At 61.5% G+C, this 16,414-nt stretch carries 14 protein-coding genes and 3 pseudogenes; 12 read left to right on the top strand and 5 right to left on the bottom strand.

What is annotated here, in order from left to right; genetic code table 11:
- The 10 genes and pseudogenes from LB536_RS28615 to LB536_RS28570 all read left to right on the top strand — a co-directional run.
- On the top strand, window positions 1–584 hold a 584-nt coding region (locus tag LB536_RS28615), incomplete at its 5' end, for an IS110 family transposase (protein ID WP_224598418.1).
- Between the two features lie 475 nt (window positions 585–1,059).
- Complete coding sequence (locus LB536_RS28610; protein WP_224598415.1) at window positions 1,060–2,610, top strand: GH39 family glycosyl hydrolase; 1,551 nt, start codon at window positions 1,060–1,062, stop codon at window positions 2,608–2,610.
- A pseudogene (locus LB536_RS28605) lies at window positions 2,528–3,833 on the top strand (glucoamylase family protein). Before LB536_RS28610 ends, LB536_RS28605 begins: the two are co-directional and overlap by 83 nt.
- A gap of 238 nt (window positions 3,834–4,071) precedes the next feature.
- Window positions 4,072–4,917 (top strand): c-type cytochrome, encoded by an 846-nt coding sequence (locus tag LB536_RS28600; protein WP_224598412.1) that lies wholly within the window; start codon window positions 4,072–4,074, stop codon window positions 4,915–4,917.
- Window positions 4,914–5,879 carry a cytochrome c oxidase subunit II gene (gene coxB / locus LB536_RS28595; protein WP_224598409.1) on the top strand — a complete coding sequence of 322 codons (966 nt, stop codon included), beginning with the start codon at window positions 4,914–4,916 and terminating at the stop codon, window positions 5,877–5,879. The genes LB536_RS28600 and coxB overlap by 4 nt, the downstream gene beginning before the upstream one ends.
- Window positions 5,880–5,891: 12 nt before the next feature.
- Window positions 5,892–7,844: a cytochrome c oxidase subunit I gene (gene ctaD / locus LB536_RS28590; protein WP_224598406.1), complete on the top strand. Its 1,953-nt coding sequence runs from the start codon at window positions 5,892–5,894 to the stop codon at window positions 7,842–7,844.
- Window positions 7,837–8,457: a heme-copper oxidase subunit III gene (locus LB536_RS28585; RefSeq protein WP_224598403.1), complete on the top strand. Its 621-nt coding sequence runs from the start codon at window positions 7,837–7,839 to the stop codon at window positions 8,455–8,457. The genes ctaD and LB536_RS28585 overlap by 8 nt, the downstream gene beginning before the upstream one ends.
- 3 nt (window positions 8,458–8,460) lie before the next feature.
- Entirely contained in the window at window positions 8,461–8,901 is a 441-nt protein-coding gene (locus LB536_RS28580; RefSeq protein ID WP_224598402.1) for a hypothetical protein, read from the top strand.
- Entirely contained in the window at window positions 8,889–9,293 is a 405-nt protein-coding gene (locus LB536_RS28575) for a c-type cytochrome (protein ID WP_224598399.1), read from the top strand. The genes LB536_RS28580 and LB536_RS28575 overlap by 13 nt, the downstream gene beginning before the upstream one ends.
- A 26-nt stretch (window positions 9,294–9,319) precedes the next feature.
- The gene (locus LB536_RS28570) at window positions 9,320–9,982 is read left to right on the top strand and encodes a cytochrome c oxidase assembly protein (protein WP_224598425.1); all 663 of its coding nucleotides are present in this window, start codon (window positions 9,320–9,322) and stop codon (window positions 9,980–9,982) included.
- 168 nt (window positions 9,983–10,150) lie between these two features.
- Here LB536_RS28570 and LB536_RS28565 read toward each other — a convergent pair.
- Window positions 10,151–11,137, bottom strand: a pseudogene (locus LB536_RS28565) (IS91 family transposase); the annotation flags it as partial.
- Window positions 11,138–11,147: 10 nt separating this feature from the next.
- Window positions 11,148–12,006, bottom strand: a pseudogene (locus LB536_RS31265) (tyrosine-type recombinase/integrase).
- Window positions 12,007–12,292: 286 nt separating this feature from the next.
- Here LB536_RS31265 and LB536_RS31395 point away from each other — a divergent pair.
- Window positions 12,293–12,466 carry a hypothetical protein gene (locus LB536_RS31395; RefSeq protein WP_224598396.1) on the top strand — a complete coding sequence of 58 codons (174 nt, stop codon included), beginning with the start codon at window positions 12,293–12,295 and terminating at the stop codon, window positions 12,464–12,466.
- 60 nt (window positions 12,467–12,526) lie between these two features.
- Here the strand turns inward: LB536_RS31395 and LB536_RS28545 are convergent, their stop codons facing one another.
- The 3 genes from LB536_RS28545 to LB536_RS28535 are packed head-to-tail and all read right to left on the bottom strand — an operon-like array spanning window position 12,527 to window position 14,433.
- A complete protein-coding gene (locus LB536_RS28545; RefSeq protein WP_224598395.1) occupies window positions 12,527–13,618 on the bottom strand; it encodes an SDR family oxidoreductase in 1,092 nt (363 codons plus the stop codon).
- On the bottom strand, window positions 13,615–13,986 hold the full coding sequence (locus LB536_RS28540; protein ID WP_224598394.1) for a sensory rhodopsin transducer: 372 nt from the start codon (window positions 13,984–13,986) through the stop codon (window positions 13,615–13,617). The genes LB536_RS28545 and LB536_RS28540 overlap by 4 nt, the downstream gene beginning before the upstream one ends.
- A gap of 3 nt (window positions 13,987–13,989) precedes the next feature.
- Window positions 13,990–14,433 (bottom strand): PPC domain-containing DNA-binding protein, encoded by a 444-nt coding sequence (locus LB536_RS28535; RefSeq protein ID WP_224598393.1) that lies wholly within the window; start codon window positions 14,431–14,433, stop codon window positions 13,990–13,992.
- 216 nt (window positions 14,434–14,649) lie between these two features.
- On the opposite strand from LB536_RS28535, the gene LB536_RS28530 reads away from it, so the two are divergent.
- Window positions 14,650–16,407: a thiamine pyrophosphate-dependent enzyme gene (locus LB536_RS28530; RefSeq protein ID WP_224598392.1), complete on the top strand. Its 1,758-nt coding sequence runs from the start codon at window positions 14,650–14,652 to the stop codon at window positions 16,405–16,407.
- The last annotated feature ends 7 nt before the right edge of the window (window positions 16,408–16,414 follow it).

Genomic DNA, 16,414 nt, shown 5'->3' with positions numbered 1-16,414 from the left:
ATCGCGTGCGCGAGCTGGTCGGCGCCGACGCCGAGGCGATGGTGATGGTCGAGCCGCTGCTTTCGATCCTCGGCTCCGTGCTCAAGGAGTTCGCCCGCCTGACCAAGCAGGTTCTCGACATCGTCCGCAAGGAGGAAGTCTGTCGGCGACTGATGAGCGCGCCCGGCGTCGGGCCGATCACCGCGCTCACCTTCCGCGCCACGATCGACCGGCCGGAGCGGTTCGGCTCCTCGCGGGCAGTGGGAGCGCATCTGGGCCTGACGCCAGCGCGATACCAGTCCGGTGAAACCGACATTCAGGGCAAGGTCAGCCGTTGCGGCGACGAACTCGCCCGCACCGCCCTCTACGAGGCAGCACATTCGCTACTCGTGCGCTCGAAGAAATGGTCGAGCTTGCGCGCCTGGGGCATGAACATCGCCAAACGTCGCGGCATGGCGCGCGCCCGCGTGGCGGTAGCCCGCAAGCTGGCCGTCATCCTGCATCGCATGTGGGCCGACGCAACCGAATTCCGCTTTGGAAAGGAAGCCGCCGGCCCCACATTGGCATTAAATAGGACAAGGAACAAAAACGAACACAGACAGTAGTTCGCCCGAGAAGAAGCGAGTGACCCGCGGGGCGACATGATCCGGAAAGAAGACGGGAAAAAGTTTGACCTCACCGACCCAATCAGAGAAGCCTGCTAGCTAGAGCGATGTGAGGAATGGTAACTGCCGCCATGCTGGCAAGATGTTTCTCAACCGTCTGCGTTATCGGGCCAGAGTTCACTCGTGTTGCGAGCGGCCGGCCTTCGTCATCGCATCGCCTGGGGGCGACATGCCCAACATAAGGTTCTGTGCCTTGTCAGTGGTGCGAGCCTCGCACCGATCTTTCTCTCATGATCGCTCGCGGCTCTTCCGTCAAAGACTACGTCGTCCAGTTATCAAGACAAGTTGATGGGCGAAGCGCTGAACGACCACCCCTCTATTACGTTACTCGTCCACCAGGGTTTTTGTCACTCGTTGAGCAGGACGGCGCCTTGGAACCGCTGTTTTTCTCGCCTGCGATTACGGAGTGGACCTTATGGACGTTGTGAATTTCGAGTGCGACCTGGCTGGAACAGGCGCATCCTTCCCGCATTTCTGGGAGCAGGCGGTCGGCTCGGACCACGCGCCGATGGCATTGCGCGCGGACTGGCAGGCGCAGTTACGGCGCTGCCATAAGGAACTGGGCTTTCGCCATGTCCGCTTCCATGGCCTGCTTTCCGATGACATGGGCACGCTCATCTGCCACAAGGACGAGCTCCTCTATTCGTTCTTCAACATCGACCAGATATTCGACTTTCTGATCGACATCGGCATGAAACCGTTCGTGGAGTTGAGCTTCATGCCATGGACATTCGCGTCCGGCGACGCGACGGTTTTCCGCTATCAGGGCAGGGTGACGCCGCCGAAGGACTACGGCGCCTGGGCGACGCTCATTCGAAAGCTGGCGCATCACTGGATCGAACGCTACGGCGCGGAAGCAGTGCGGAGCTGGTTCTTCGAGGTCTGGAACGAACCGAACCTCTCCGCCTTCTGGACCGGCACCCAGGAGGAATACTTCAAGCTCTACCGCTACAGCGCCGAAGCGCTAAAAGAGGTCGACACGGGTCTCAGGATCGGCGGGCCGGCGACCGCCAAGAACCAGTGGATTGAGGAATTCGTCGGCTTTTGCGAGAAAAACCGCTTGCCGCTCGATTTTGTCAGCACGCACCAATATCCGACCGACGTCGTCGAAGGCACTTCGCTGGGGCAGGAAGATGACCCAACCGACGAACATTTGTCGAAAAGCCGCCGCGGCATCATGCGCGAATGGGCCGAGCAGGTCCGCCGTCAGGCGAAGGGGAGGCCGGTCTATTACACGGAATGGAACACGTCCTCCAACCCGCGTGACCCGCTCCACGACCAGCCTTACGCAGCCGCTTTCGTGACCAGGACGGTTATGGAGGCTGCCGGCATTGTCGAGGGTTACAGCTTCTGGACCTTCACCGACATCTTCGCCGAGAACTACTTTCCCTCGAGACCGTTCCAGGGCGGCTTCGGCTTGTTCAACCTACAGGGCATCGCCAAGCCGACCTACCGCGCCTTCGAGTTGCTGCATCGCCTGGGAACGGAACGACTCCCGGTCGAGGGCAGCCATTCGACCGTCGACGCCTGGGCCGTGCGCGACGCGGATCGGCTCGCCATTGTTCTCACCAACCACACCTTGCCGCGCCAGCCGATCGCAGTCGAGAACGTCCATGTCCATCTCGAAAACGCCGGCGCCCCGCGTTCGGCAACCGTCGAACGCATCGATGAAGACCATGCCAACGCCAGAAAGTTGTGGCGCGAGATGGGAGAGCCGACATATCCGACGGCTGCCGACCTTAAGCGGCTCCATCGCGCGTCAGGGCTAAAAAAGGAGCCGCAATTCCTGGAAGTCGGATGCAAGCACCATTTCCTTCGACATCGAATTGCCTCCACACTCGGTTGCGGCGGTGACGGTCGAATTCGCGCCGGCAGACTGAGCGATGCAAGCCGCGGCGGAGCGGGAACCGCTGAGTGCAGAACTGCTAGCTACACTGCAGCGCAAGAGCTTCGATTATTTCCTTAACGAGGTGAACCCTTCCAATGGTCTCGTCGCCGACCGCACGCAGGACGGGTCGCCGGCTAGCATCGGCGCGGTCGGCCTGGCACTGGCGGCCTATCCTGTCGGCGTCGCCCGCGGCTTTATGACACGCAAACAAGCCTGTACGAGGACACTGTCGACGCTTCGCTTCTTCTGGAACAGCAGACAAGGCCCCGAACCGCACAGCACCGGCTATAAAGGGTTCTACTATCATTTCCTCGACATGGAGACCGGCCGGCGGGTTTGGCAGTGCGAACTCTCGACCATCGACACGGCCATTCTGCTCGCCGGCGCGCTGACCGCGGGCGCCTATTTTCGCGAGGAGAACGAGGAGGAGGAAGAGATACGGTCCCTGTCGGAGAAGCTTTATCGCCGCGCCGACTGGGACTGGGCAAGAAACGGTCATCCCACCGTGACCCATGGCTGGAGGCCAGAGCACAGCTTCGTCCGCCATCGCTGGAAAGGCTATGACCAGGCGCTGATCCTCTACGTGCTCGGCCTCGGTTCACCGACCCATCCTTTGCCGCCCGAAAGCTATGCCGCCTGGCTGTCCGGCTATGAGTGGAAGAACATCGACGGCCGTGAACTGATCTATGCGGGCCCGCTCTTCATCCACCAGCTTTCGCATGTCTGGATCGACTTTCGCGGCATCCAGGACGCCTTCGTGCGCGATCACGGCAGCGATTATTTCGAGAACTGCCGCCAGGCGACTTACGTGCAGCGTCAATACGCCATTCGTAATCCTCTCGAATTTGATGGCTATCATGAAAACAGCTGGGGGATCACCGCAAGCGATGGACCGGGTCGCAAGACACGCCGCATCGACGGGATAGTGCGCAAGTTCTACGGCTATCAAGCGCGGGGCGCGCCTTATGGTCGCGACGACGGCACCTTGTCGCCCTGGGCTACGGTCGCCTCACTGCCATTCGCGCCAGAGATCGTGTTGCCGGCGCTGCGCCATTTCCATGACATCGACCTCAAGGCAGACGCCCCCTATGGCGTCAAGGCAAGCTTTAACCCGACATTGGCGACACGCGATGGCCACCCTTCGGGATGGGTAGCGCCGGACCATCTCGGTCTGAGCCAGGGACCAATCGTGCTGATGATCGAGAATCAACGTTCCGATTTCCTGTGGGGGCTGATGCCGCAACTGCCCGCACATTGTTCGCGGCCTGCGTCGGGCGGGCTTTACAGGAGGCTGGGTATGAAGACGATCGTGACGACGCAATGCACTTGCCGATTTTGTCAGCACGCAGTCAAAGGTGCAGCTTGCCCAAAGCGATCTTGGCATTTTGCGCGAGCGGACAAAAAGCGCATGCAAAAGGACCTGCCGCTTTACCGGACCGCAGCACGTTCTCGTGATCGCGGTCGCAGTTGCACAACAAGCGTAGTGCCCCAGCTTACCCGAATGGCAGCTTGAAGAAGCTGAGGCCCATGGAGAGACGCTTGCATGAAGAGCAGCGACAGTTAGTGGCACGGCCTCGGCCGGTCCGAAGCCGCTTCGAGTTCGGTGGGCTGGTGCTACTGGGCGCGGGAATCCTGGCCGCATTGTGCGGCGCTCTTTTTCTTTGGTCGGGATTTTTCGACGTAGCCGCAACCAGCAAGCATCCCTGGCCGGTAGCGCTGCTTTTACATTACACCATGAAGCGCTCCGTCGCCTTTCAAGCGCCGCATCTCAAATCTCCCGATCTCGACGATCCCACGCTGATCCTACGCGGCGCCGCTCATTATGCGAGCGGCTGTGCGCCGTGCCATGGCGCGCCCGGCGAATTGGCGTCGCCCATCGCCCAGCAGATGACGCCGACACCGCCGGGGCTGTATTCCGCAGGACGCGATTTTAGCCCGAGCCAGTTGTTCTGGATCATCAAGCACGGCGTCAAGATGACGGCGATGCCGGCATGGCCGGCGCGGCAGCGCGACGGCGAGATCTGGGCCATGGTCGCCTTTGTCAAGCACCTGCCGGACTACAACACCGAAAGGTATGCCAGAATCACCGGCTGGAACGGCGGCACGAGTTTTCTTTCCGGGATGGCCCCCATCGCGCCCGGCGGCGCGTTCAATCCGGCCCCCTGCGGGCGTTGCCATGGCGTCGACGGGCGCGGGGGCGGCGGTGTTACACCAAACATAGCCGGCCTCGACGCAACACGCTTCGTGCAGGTAATGCGGGCCTATCGCGACGGCAGCAAACCCAGCGGCTTCATGCAGCCCGTCGCCGCAGCACTTGCGGAGGAGCAGATCGAGGAGGCGGCGCGCTATTACGCCGCCCTTCCGTCCAAGGCCTCATCGCCATGAAAGAGGGCGTCACCTTCCCGCTTGGCTTGTTCGAGCCCGCCGGCAGCGGCGCGCGCGCCATATCGCCGTTGCTGTGGGGGCTGGTCTGGCTCTCCATCCTGGTCGTCGTCTTTATCGGCGTCGCGGTGCTGGCTGGCATTGTCGTGCGAGGCCGCGGCAAGCGTGAACCGAACCTGGTCATCCCTCCACGCTCCGGCCGTGGCCTCTGGTGGATCTATGGCGGCGTCGGTATCTCCACGATCATCCTGATCGCATTCACCGGATGGACGGTCACGACCATGGCGGGCCTGACAAAGCCATCGGCCGTACCGTCATTAACCGTTGGCGTTTCGGCGCGCCAGTGGTGGTGGGGATTTCACTACGAGGCCGCCGACCCGACCAAGGCTTTCGACACCGCCAACGAGCTTCATATCCCGGTGGGGGAGCCGGTGCGCTTCAACCTGAGTTCGCCGGACGTCATTCACAGCTTTTGGGTGCCCGCGCTCGGAGGGAAGATGGACGTTATCCCCGGCCGCACCAACCAGATGTGGCTGGAGGCGGACAAGGCCGGCGTCTACCGCGGACAATGTTCGGAATATTGCGGGCGCGAACACGCCGAGATGGCTTTCTCGATCATCGCCGAACCAAAGGTTCAATTCGAAGCCTGGCGTGCCGCTCAACAGGCATCCGCGCCGATACCGGCGACCGCTGAACTGCAGGACGGCCTTGCCCATTTCGTCGACCGGTGTGGCAAGTGCCACAGCGTGCGCGGCACCAAGGCGAATGGAGCGAAAGGCCCGGATCTTACCCATCTCAAGAGCCGGGCGACCATCGCCGCCGGCGTGCTGGACAACAATCTGGGCAATCTGTCGGGTTGGATCGCGCACCCCCAAGGCCTCAAGCCAGGTGCGCTGATGCCCGATATCGCCATGTCTGGCCCCGAGTTCCAGTCGGTCCTTTCCTATGTCGAAACATTGAAATGAAGGACGCGTGAAATGAGCGTCAGCGAATATGAACGCGTCCCGGCCATCAGCAGTCTCGCGGACGATCCGGACCTTCCAGCGCGGCTCAGGGCGTTGTGGGAGACAAAACCCGGCCTTTATGGCTGGATTTCCTCGGTCGATCACAAGTCGATCGGCATCCGCTATCTGGTAACCTCCTTCGCCTTCCTGGTTTTGGGCGGGCTTGAGGCGCTGGTGATGCGAATCCAGCTGGCCCAGCCGGGCGAGCATGTGGTGACGCCGGAACAGTATGACCAGCTGTTCTCGATGCACGGCATCACCATGATTTTTCTTTACGCGCTCCCGGTGCTGTCGGGCTTTTCCAACTTTCTGTTTCCCCTCGTCCTGGGCGCGCGGGACATGGCGTTTCCCCGTCTCAACGCGTTCTCCTACTGGATCTATCTCGGCGCCGGTCTGTTCCTATATGCGAGCTTTCTCTTCGGCGCCGTTCCCGACGATGGCTGGTTCAACTATGCGCCGAACTCGCTGAAAGCGTTCAGCCCCGGCCCGAACATGGACTTTTATGCGCTGGGTATGATCTTCCTCGGCATCTCGACGACGGTTGGGGCCGCCAACTTCGTCGTCACCGTTCTCAGGATGCGGGCGCCGGGCATGTCCATCAACCGCCTGCCGATCCTGGTCTGGGGCACCACCACCGTATCAGCAGGTATCCTTCTGTCCATGCCGGCAGTGAGCCTGGCATTCTTTATGTTGTGGCTCGATCGGCAGTTCGGCACCCATTTTTTCAATGCTCAGGCCGGCGGCCTGCCGCTCCTGTGGCAACATCTGTTCTGGCTGTTCGCCCATCCTTGGGTCTACATCATCGTGCTGCCTGCCATGGGGCTGGTGTCGGATGCCTTGCCGATCCTTTGCCGTCGGCCCATCGTCGGCTACACGCTGGTGGCGCTGGCCACTGTGCTCACCATGGTGCTGGGCTTCGGCGTCTGGGTCCACCACATGTTCGCGACCGGCCTGCCGCTTGTCGCCTCCTCGTTCTTTTCGGGCGCGTCTTTGATCATCACCATCCCAAGCGCCGTTGCGACCTTTGCCTGGGTGGCGACGATCTGGACCGGGCGCCCGGTCTTCACCACCGCTTTTCTCTATTTCGCCAGCTTCATCGTGATGTTCGTCATCGGCGGTGTATCGGGCGTGGTAACGGCGGCCGTGCCGGCCGATCTGCAACTGACCGACACGTATTTCGTGGTCGCCCACATCCACTATGTCCTGATCGGCATCAATCTTTTCGGCGTTCTCGGCTCGCTCTATTTCTGGTTTCCCAAGATGAGCGGGCGCATGCTAGGCGAGCGCCTGGGACAGTGGAATTTCTGGATCACCTTCATCGGTTTCAATCTCGCCTTCCTGCCCATGCACCTGACCGGCCTCATGGGCATGCCGCGGCGCATCTATACTTACCCCGCGTCCATGGGCCTTGGAACTATCAACATTATCACGACAGTCGGTTCCTTCCTATTCGCCATTGGAATCCTTCTGCTGTTGATCAACATCTGGATCAGCCTACGCAATGGCAGTATCGCGCCTGCCAATCCGTGGAATGCACCGACACTGGAATGGTCGATACCGTCGCCGCCGCCGCCTTACAATTTTGCGCTGATTCCTGCCGTGGCCAGCCGGCATCCGCTGTGGGAAGACCGGTTGCAGACAGGTTCCGGCCGCTCAATGCTGGATCGCGGGCTTGTCCTCGATCACGGCAAGGAGGCCCTGGCAACGACTGTACTCGACGCCGAGCCGGACCTGATCCTCAAGATGCCGGAAGATTCGCCCTGGCCATTCGTTTTGACACTTGGCATCAGTGCGGCCTTTACCGCCATGCTGGTGCAATCGTGGTGGACGACGGGCGCCTCGATTATCGTCATCGCCATTTGCGTCGGTTTCTGGCTATGGCCGCGACAACGGCTGGTGCAAGTCGCGAGGATTGGCGATGGCTGATCTAAGCCTTCGACCAGGCGAGGAGCATATGCACATTGGGCCGCTGCCGGTGGGCAGCGCGGGCCGCAAGTCGTCCGGCTGGTTCGGCATGATTACGCTAATCGCGACCGAAGCCTCGCTTTTTCTCTATCTGCTGTTCAGCTATTTCTACTTCGCCATCTGGAGCAACGGCGCCTTCCTGCCCGATGCCCTTCCGAAGTTCGAACTGTCCGGCCCCGACACGATGATCTTGCTGTTAAGTAGCGTCGCCGTCTGGTGGGGCGAGAAAGGTGCACGCAAGGGCAGCCGCCTTCAATTGTCGCTGGGGCTGTTCGGCGGCATTGTGCTAGGCGCTGTCTTCGTCGGCGTGCAATTGCTCGAATGGGCGGGCAAGCCCTATCGCTTCAGCTCCAGCCCCTACAGTTCGCTTTATTTCACCATCACCGGCTTTCACCTTGCCCATGTCGTCGTTGGCATGCTGGTGCTGCTGGTTTTGCTGGTCTGGTCGCTGCTCGGCTATTTCGACGCCAAGCGCCACGCGCCCGTCGCTATCGGCGCGGTCTACTGGCATTTCGTCGATGCTGTCTGGCTCGCCGTTTTCTTCACCATCTACGTCACGCCGCATTTGGGGTAGGTCATGTCGAGAAGCACTCATAGCGACGGCCTCGACATCGGCCATCCGGCGCCGCAGCGGCATGATGCCCGTCCCGTCCTGCTGGTGTTTGCGCTGTTGGCGGCCCCCGCTGCGTGGACGGCCCAGCTCCTGTTCGCCTTCGCTTCGACCAGCTATATCTGTGCCGGGCCGACAGCCACCGCCGTTCCGGCCTGGCTGGCCCCCGCGGTCATCGGTCTGAATCTTGCCGCCCTGGCGATTGCCGCCAGCGCTCTGGTCGTCGCGCTGGCCCTGCTAAGACGAACCCTCGACGAACACCGGCAGCGCTCAGGCGGCGTCCTGGAGGTGGGGGAGGGGCGAACGCGGTTTCTTGCCGTGTGGGGCCTTTTCACCTCGCTCGCCTTTGTCGTCGCAACATTGGCCAATTCATTCTCGCTGCTCCTGGTGCCACTATGCAAAACCTGATGCCTTCTCGCTCGACACTAGGGGAACTTTTCGTTGCAGCCATTTTGATCTGCGGCGTTGTCGGTTGTTCCGAACCGGAGGCTGGGGGGCTTGCCGGTGATCCTCACAGCATCGGCGACCCGGCGAAGGGGCAGGCGCTGATCAAAAAACTCGGTTGCGGCTCCTGTCACGATATCCCGGGCATCATGGACGCGCATGGTATGGTCGGCCCTCCGCTCGGGCATATGGCTAGCCGCCAATACGTCGCCGGCCTGCTGCGCAATACGCCCGACAACATGGTGCATTGGCTGCGCTTCCCCCAAAGAGTGGTGCCCGGCAATGCCATGCCCGACCTCGGCATTTCGGATAGCGATGCCCACCAGATCGCTGCCTATCTGGCGACGCTGAAATGAGAAGGGCCAATACGCCCTTGGCTGCGGTGCCCGGCAGCCGTGCGGTTAGCTGGGCGAATGCCAGCCTGCTTGCCGGCGTGTCGGTACTGGCAGGCCTTTGGCTCGGACCGCTGGTGGCGTTGAGCCGCACGGCATTTTCTCCGCATATGCTGCTGCATCTGGGTGTCGTCATCGTCGCCGCGCCGCTGCTGGCGTTCGGCCTGGCGCTCCATAGGCCGCCGTTGGCGGCATTCGGCAATGCACTGTCATGGTGCCTCCTTGCCGTCTTGTTCGAGATGGTCGCGGTCTGGGGTTGGCACATCCCGCTGCTTCACGATGCAGCAGGGCGCAGTACGAGCCTTTTCGTCCTGGAACAGGCATCGTTTCTGTTCGCTGGCCTCTTCGTCTGGACCGTGGCGTTCGCCGCGCGGAACCGTGAGACGGCCCCGGCGGCGGCAATCGCCATGTTTCTTACCTTCACGCATATGACGATGTTCGGGCTGGTCCTGACGCTGGCGCCGATATTGCTCTACGATCCCGATCTCTGTCGCGGCGCATTTGGACTGGATCGGCTACAGGACCAGCATCTCGGGGGCGTGCTGATGGCGGTGGGAGGGGGCGTGCCTTACCTGATCGGCACCGTTTGGGCCCTATCGAATATGTTGGGGGAAAAAACGGCCGGTCACACGGGTCCTCGACCATCGCAATAACAGGGCGTGCCGGCCAACGATCAGGTCATCGTCATCACTGCCGGCCCGCGATCCGCAGGTGTGATGGCAGCGTCATTCGAGAACAACCGGACGGCGTCCGTCAGCACAAATCGTTCCATCCAAAGCGTGAATCTGGAGGGTTCTGTGTGGTCGCGGGCGCGATTGGGCGTGGCGGATGCGATGGAACCCGTCTGGAAAAGCGTGCAGCAGGAACCGCCGGATGAACTCGTCGGCGCTTAAGGTCATGAGCTTGTGCTTGGACTTGTCGTGATGGCGATAATCCTTCCAGCGGAAGCTGACCTTTCCCTGGTCCAGGGTCACGAGGCGGCTGTTGGCGATGGCGACGCGATGGGTGTAGCGGCCGAGATAGGCGAGAACCTGTTCGGGACCGCCGAACGGGAGCTTGGCGTAGATGACCCATTCGATCCGCTTCAGTCCAGCCAGTTGGGCGCAGAAAGTGGCAGGGTCGGCCAGGCTGGCGAGATCGCTGAAGAAGCGAAGCTGGCCGGCGTCGAAGGCGTCCTGCAGGCGCTCTAGGAATAGCCGCCTGAACAGGCGCGACAGAACCCGCACGGGCAGGAAAAATCCCGGCCGGCAGGCGATCCATCGCTGGTCCCCGGCCTTCGCTGTGGCAGGCTCGAGCGACAGGCCGCCGCCTGGCACGACGCAGTGGACATGCGGATGATGGTGGAGATTTTGACCCCAAGTATGAAGCACGGCGACCACGCCGATCTCGGCGCCCAGATGCCTGGGATCGGCCGCCGCCACTCTCAAGGCTTCGGATGCGGCCTTGAACAGGATCGCATAGACCGCCGCCTTGTTCTGGAAGGCGATCTCAGCGATCTGGGCCGGGACGGTGAAAACCACATGGAAGTATGGGACCGGCAGCAGCTCAGCCTGCCGCTCGGCCAGCCACTGGGTGCGGGTAAGGCCTTGGCACTTAGGGCAGTGTCGGTTGCGGCAGGAGTTATAGGCTCGCCGCACGAGACCGCAGTCGGTGCAGTGTTCGGCGTGACCGCCCAGGGCGGCGGTCCGACACGCCTCCACCGCGGCCATGACCCGGCGCTCGACACGCCCGAGATGGCCGGCATGGTCGCGGCGATAGTCTGCCCCGTGACGGTGGAATACATCCGCCACTTCCAGATCCGGGCGCATGGCGCGCGGCTCAACCGGATGGCGTGATCTCCATGTGGAGTTGGTCAAAAGGACTGGCGGTCCGGCCGATCACAGCCATTGAGACCTGGGCGTATAGTGTCGTCGTCGCCAGGCTGCGATGGCCCAGCAGCACCTGAATGATCCTGTCCGTGCCGGCTTCCAAAAGGTGGGTGGCGAAGCTGTGGCGAAGGGTGTGCACCGTCACCCGCTTCTCAACGCCCAGGAACTCGGAGGCTGCTCGACAGGCGATCCCCAAAGTCTGTGGGTGAATCGGGCCGCGGCCATCGCGCCGGGGAAACAGCCATCGCCCCGGCTTGGTCAACCGCCAATAGACGCGCAAAATCTCCAGCAGCTGCGGCGACAGCATCACATAGTGGTCCTTGCCGCCCTTGCCCTGCTCGATGCGAATGATCATCCGGCTGCTATCGATGTCCGTCACCTGCAGACGCGCCGCCTCCGCTGCGCGTAAGCCCACCGCATAGGTGGTCATCCGGAGCGAGCCAGTTCCTCGTCCCCTTCACGGCCTGCAGAAAGCCGACCACCTCATCGGCGCTCAGCACGACCGGCAACTTGCGCGGCGTCCGGGCGTAAGCGATCCGCTCAGGCAGATCAGATCGACCCAGCGTCACGCCGTAGAAGAAACGCAAGGCGCAAACCGTCTGGTTCAACGCGCCCCACGAGACCCTTCGGCCCACCAAGTGGGCCTGATAGGCGCGCACCTCTTCGTATCCCAGTTGATCGGGTGATCGTCCAAAAAATCGACTGAACTTCGCCACGTGATGCACGTAGGATCGCTGGGTCTCCGGTGACAAATTGCGGATCGTCAGATCTTCAATCATCCGCTGACGCAGAGGGCTTATCTGGGCCATCTGGGATTCTCCTGTCTGGAAGGTTGGCTCGACACCAAATCTTCTCAGACAGGGGCCTCCTTAGGCCACACCCGCGCATCAGCTACCGCGGCAGCGGTTTAGTTCAATCTGATTTGCAGCCAGATGGGAATCCCAACTCCTTAAATCGTCACTAGGACCTAGGGATAATCCTAGGAGTAGCCCAATGACGATGCCGCGGGTGGAGGTGATCACGTCGGTGGAGAGACGCCGGCGGTGGGCGCGTGAGGAGAAGGAGCGCCTGGTCGCGGCCTAGCTTGAGCCTGGCGTGTCAGTGTCGGAAGTGGCGCGATCGGCGGGCATTCACGTCAGCCAGCTCTCTCGATGGCGCGCAAGGACCTGTGCGATCGGGTGGATGCGGGTTCATCGCAATTGGTCCCAGTCGAGATCGTTCCTGCGGTTGCCATGCCGCCCGCCGTTGAGGCGCGCGATGCAGCGATAGGAAGGGATCACGATCGCCACCACGGTAAAGGCTGGGCAACCGAGTCCGGGATGACATCATTTAGCGATATCTGATGCGGTAAGGACCTCGCGCTTTTGAGCGACTTAGGAGAGCCGCGGTGGCGATTGCTGCGATTCCTACCGCGGCCCCAAGCACCGCCGCCCGTGCTTGGCTTGCGGACCAGACAGACAGCGACGGCGCCGCCTCCTGGCCGAATGAGCCGCGCGTGCGGTGAAGTTCCGGCACGCTCTCGAAGAGATTGTCATGCCTTCCGGGCGGCGCAGGCACATCGGTCTGCTGGATCGAGAAGCCTGTACGCGCCAGGTATCGGTCAACGACGGATGGAAAAATCATGCTGCCGATGATCGCTTTGATGGTGCTCGATCCGAGCCAGTATTCGGGACCCTTGTCTTGCGCAGCTTCCAAGATCGCCGCGGCAATCGCCTCCGGTTGGAAGACAGGTGCAACGGGGCGCGGAGTGCGTGGAACATGAATCCTCGCCCAATCAAACTGTGGAGAATTGACGGCGGGCAACTGCACCATCGTCACCCGGATATTGCTTCCGTCATGGAGTAGTTCGGTCCTGAGCGCATCAGTGAAGCCGCGTATGGCGTGCTTGGCTCCGCAATAGGCAGCCTGAAGGGGGATGCCACGATAGGCCAACGCAGAGCCCACCTGAAGGATGAGGCCGCTGTTGCGCGGCCGCATGCGGGCGAGCGCGGCCATTGTCCCGTAAACAAAGCCGAGATATGTGACCTCGGTTACGCGTCTGATCTCTTCGGGCGTCATCTCCGCCACAGGCGAGAATAAAGTCACCATCGCGTTGTTGATCCAGATGTCGACCGGCCCGAGTTCGGCCTCGATCGTGTCTATGGCCTTGAAAACGGCCTCGGGGTCAGCGACATCGGCCGGAATGGCAGTTATCTTTGTGCCGCCCCTCTCAATCTCGGCTCGCGTTTCCGCCAGGGACGCTGCTTCGCGTGCGATAAGAGCGACCGAGGCGCCCGCTTGTGCGAACCGTCGCGCCACAGCGCGGCCGACACCGGCTGATGCGCCGGTTACCACCACGACCTTCCCGTCGAAACCGCCCTTCTTCGAGTTGCGGGTGGGTCTCGTTTGCGAACGGGCCAACTTGGGGAGGAGCCATGTCATTGTGCGAATGCCATTGTTGAGAGGAGGGCGACGTGCGGGTCGCGCGAGTCAAGCCGCGTGTGCTGGACCACGACCGGCTGGGTTGAGACGATAATGCAGGCATAGTCCGTGTCGCGCGGAATGGGTTCGGGATCGGTGAGATCGTTGAAGCGGAGATGTCGCGTGCGGGAGGAAGGAACCCTAATCCGATAAGGACCCTTTGGATCTTGATCGGTGAAGTAGACTGTGATTTCGATTTCGGCATCGGCCTCGCCAGCGTTCAGAATACAGGCTGCCTCATGCGATACCAAGGCGCGTTCACCTTTGAGCCCGCCGCTGGGTATGTAGCCTTCGGGGATCGCCCACAGGCGAGAGCCGATCGTCGCCATGGTTCATTCCTCCGGCCTGATCAGCGCGAGGCCTGAGCTGGGATCGTGCCGCTTGTGCAAATGTGCAGGAGATTGCGTCAGTACGATTTCGAGGGTGGGGCGCACGTGCGCTTCGGCAAGATGACCCGCGAGCGCCATCCCGTCGGATCGGCCGAGCACGGTGTGAACATGAACTGTCCGGCTTCCGTCAGGTGCGAGAGCGACGTCGCCGTTCAGCGCCGCGACCTCGACCTGTTCGTCCACTGGAATTTTCTTGTAGTCCTTCTTCTGCCAGTCAAAATAGTTGAGAACAGCGTCACTGAAGGCCCCGATCGCGGAAAATTGAGCGGCGGACACATTTTCGCGATCGACGAAGTCCTGAAGACACGACATTACCTCGTCTCCTCTTTCCAGGATCAGCGCAAATGCTTTCTGGCCTGCAGAATCGGCTAGGAGCTTGCTTCGCAACGTTCCGACCTCCTGTTTGCACCCGAATGTTTCAGGTTTCGGTCCGTCAAAAGCCGGAACGCCGGAATGCGCGAAAATGTTCCACACGCGGCCGATGAGCGATTCAAGGCGGAACAGTTGGCTGCCCGAGCAGTTATGACTGAAAATCGCTGGCCCTAGACGCTCTCGGGCGATGGGAGCACTCTAGGACGCGCACGAACCTTCAGGAGACGCGACATGGCCGCAAGAACCGCTGCCGACGTTCTGGTCGATACCCTGATCGACTGGAAGGTCGATACGATATTCGGCATCCCAGGCGATGGTATCAACGGTGTTATCGAGGCGCTACGCAAGCGCCGGGACAAGATTCGGTTCATCCAGGTCCGACATGAGGAGGCGGCCGCCTTCGCGGCTTGCGGGTACGCCAAGTGGACAGGTCGGCTCGGGGTCTGCCTGGCCACCTCAGGGCCGGGCGGCATTCACCTGCTCAACGGACTTTATGATGCAAAGCTCGATCGGCAGCCTGTTCTCGCAATCACGGGGCTGCAATTCCACGACCTTCTGCACACCTACACGCAGCAGGATGTGGAATTGGACAAGTTGTACATGGATGTTGCCGTCTACAATGTACGCGTCATGGGGCCGCAACATGTCGAAAGTACAGTCGAGCTTGCCTGCCGCACTGCGCTTGCCTATCGAGGAGTGGCGCATGTCACGATCCCGGTGGACATCCAGTCCGAGCAACTTTCAGCCGCGGCGCCTTCGAAGCGGAATGTCCCCGGGCACGTCTCTGAGAGGATGGCCGTTTCGGCGCAGATGCCTGACGAGGAACAAATGGCGCGCGCAGCTTCCATTCTGAACTCGGGCAGGAGAACTGTCATTCTCGCCGGGCAAGGGGCAATTGGCGCGCGCGAGAAGCTTCCGGCCTTGGCCGAGCGGCTTGGTGCGCCAGTAGCGAAGCCGCTGCTGGGAAAGATGGCACTGCCTGACGACAGTCCTTATTCGGTCGGCGGCGTCGGAATGCTCGGCACGAGACCCGCGCAGGAGGCGCTCGAAAGCTGCGACACGCTCCTGATCGTGGGCAGCAGCTTTCCCTACATCGAATTCTACCCAAAGCCGGGAGACGCGCGCGCCGTCCAAATCGATCTCGACCCGAAATGCATTGGACTGCGCTATCCGGTTGAGGCGGGTCTCGTCGGAGACTCGAGCAAGGTGCTGGAGGCGCTGCTGCCGCGGCTCGATTTTCGCGAGGACCGCTCGTTCCTCGAGAAGGCGCAAAGCGACATGCACGAATGGAAAGAACTTACCAGTGATCGCGGGACGCGTCAGGACATGCCGATGAAACCGCAAGTCGTCGCCCATGAGCTGAACAAGCTCCTGCGCGACGACACGATTGTGACGACCGATTCCGGGACGATCACAACTTGGGCGGCGCGTCACATCGACATCCGCGGCGACATGAAATTCTCTTGCTCTGGCAATCTGGCTACTATGGCCTGCGGATTGCCTTATGCAGTCTCGGCCAGCGTCAGCCATCCGGGCCGGCAGGTTATCTGCTTCATCGGGGACGGTGGATTGACCATGTTGATGGGAGAACTGGCGACCTGCGTGAAATACAATCTCGACGTTAAAATCATCGTTATCAAGAACAACACGCTCGGCCAGATCAAATGGGAGCAGATGGTCTTCCTGGGAAATCCAGAATACGTCTGCGACTTGCAGCCGATCGACTTCGCAACCGTCGCCCGTGGCTTCGGACTGAAAAGCTATACCGTGGACGATCCGGCGAAATGCGCCGAGACGCTGCGGGAGGCGCTCGCCGAGCCAGGACCAGCCCTCGTTGAAGCGGTGGTCGATCCGCACGAGCCGCCGATGCCGCCAAAGATCAAGGCGAAGCAGGCCTTGCATCTGGCAGAGGCTCTCGCAAAGGGCACGCCGGCCAGGGAGAAGATCGCCACAACGATCGCCTCGGACACGGTGCGCGAACTCGTATGAGCCGGTC

It is taken from the genome of Mesorhizobium sp. ES1-3 (assembly GCF_020164795.1).
GTDB lineage: Bacteria > Pseudomonadota > Alphaproteobacteria > Rhizobiales > Rhizobiaceae > Mesorhizobium.
Note: the sequence above shows the minus strand (reverse complement) of the source record. Positions and strands in the feature narration are given on the sequence as shown.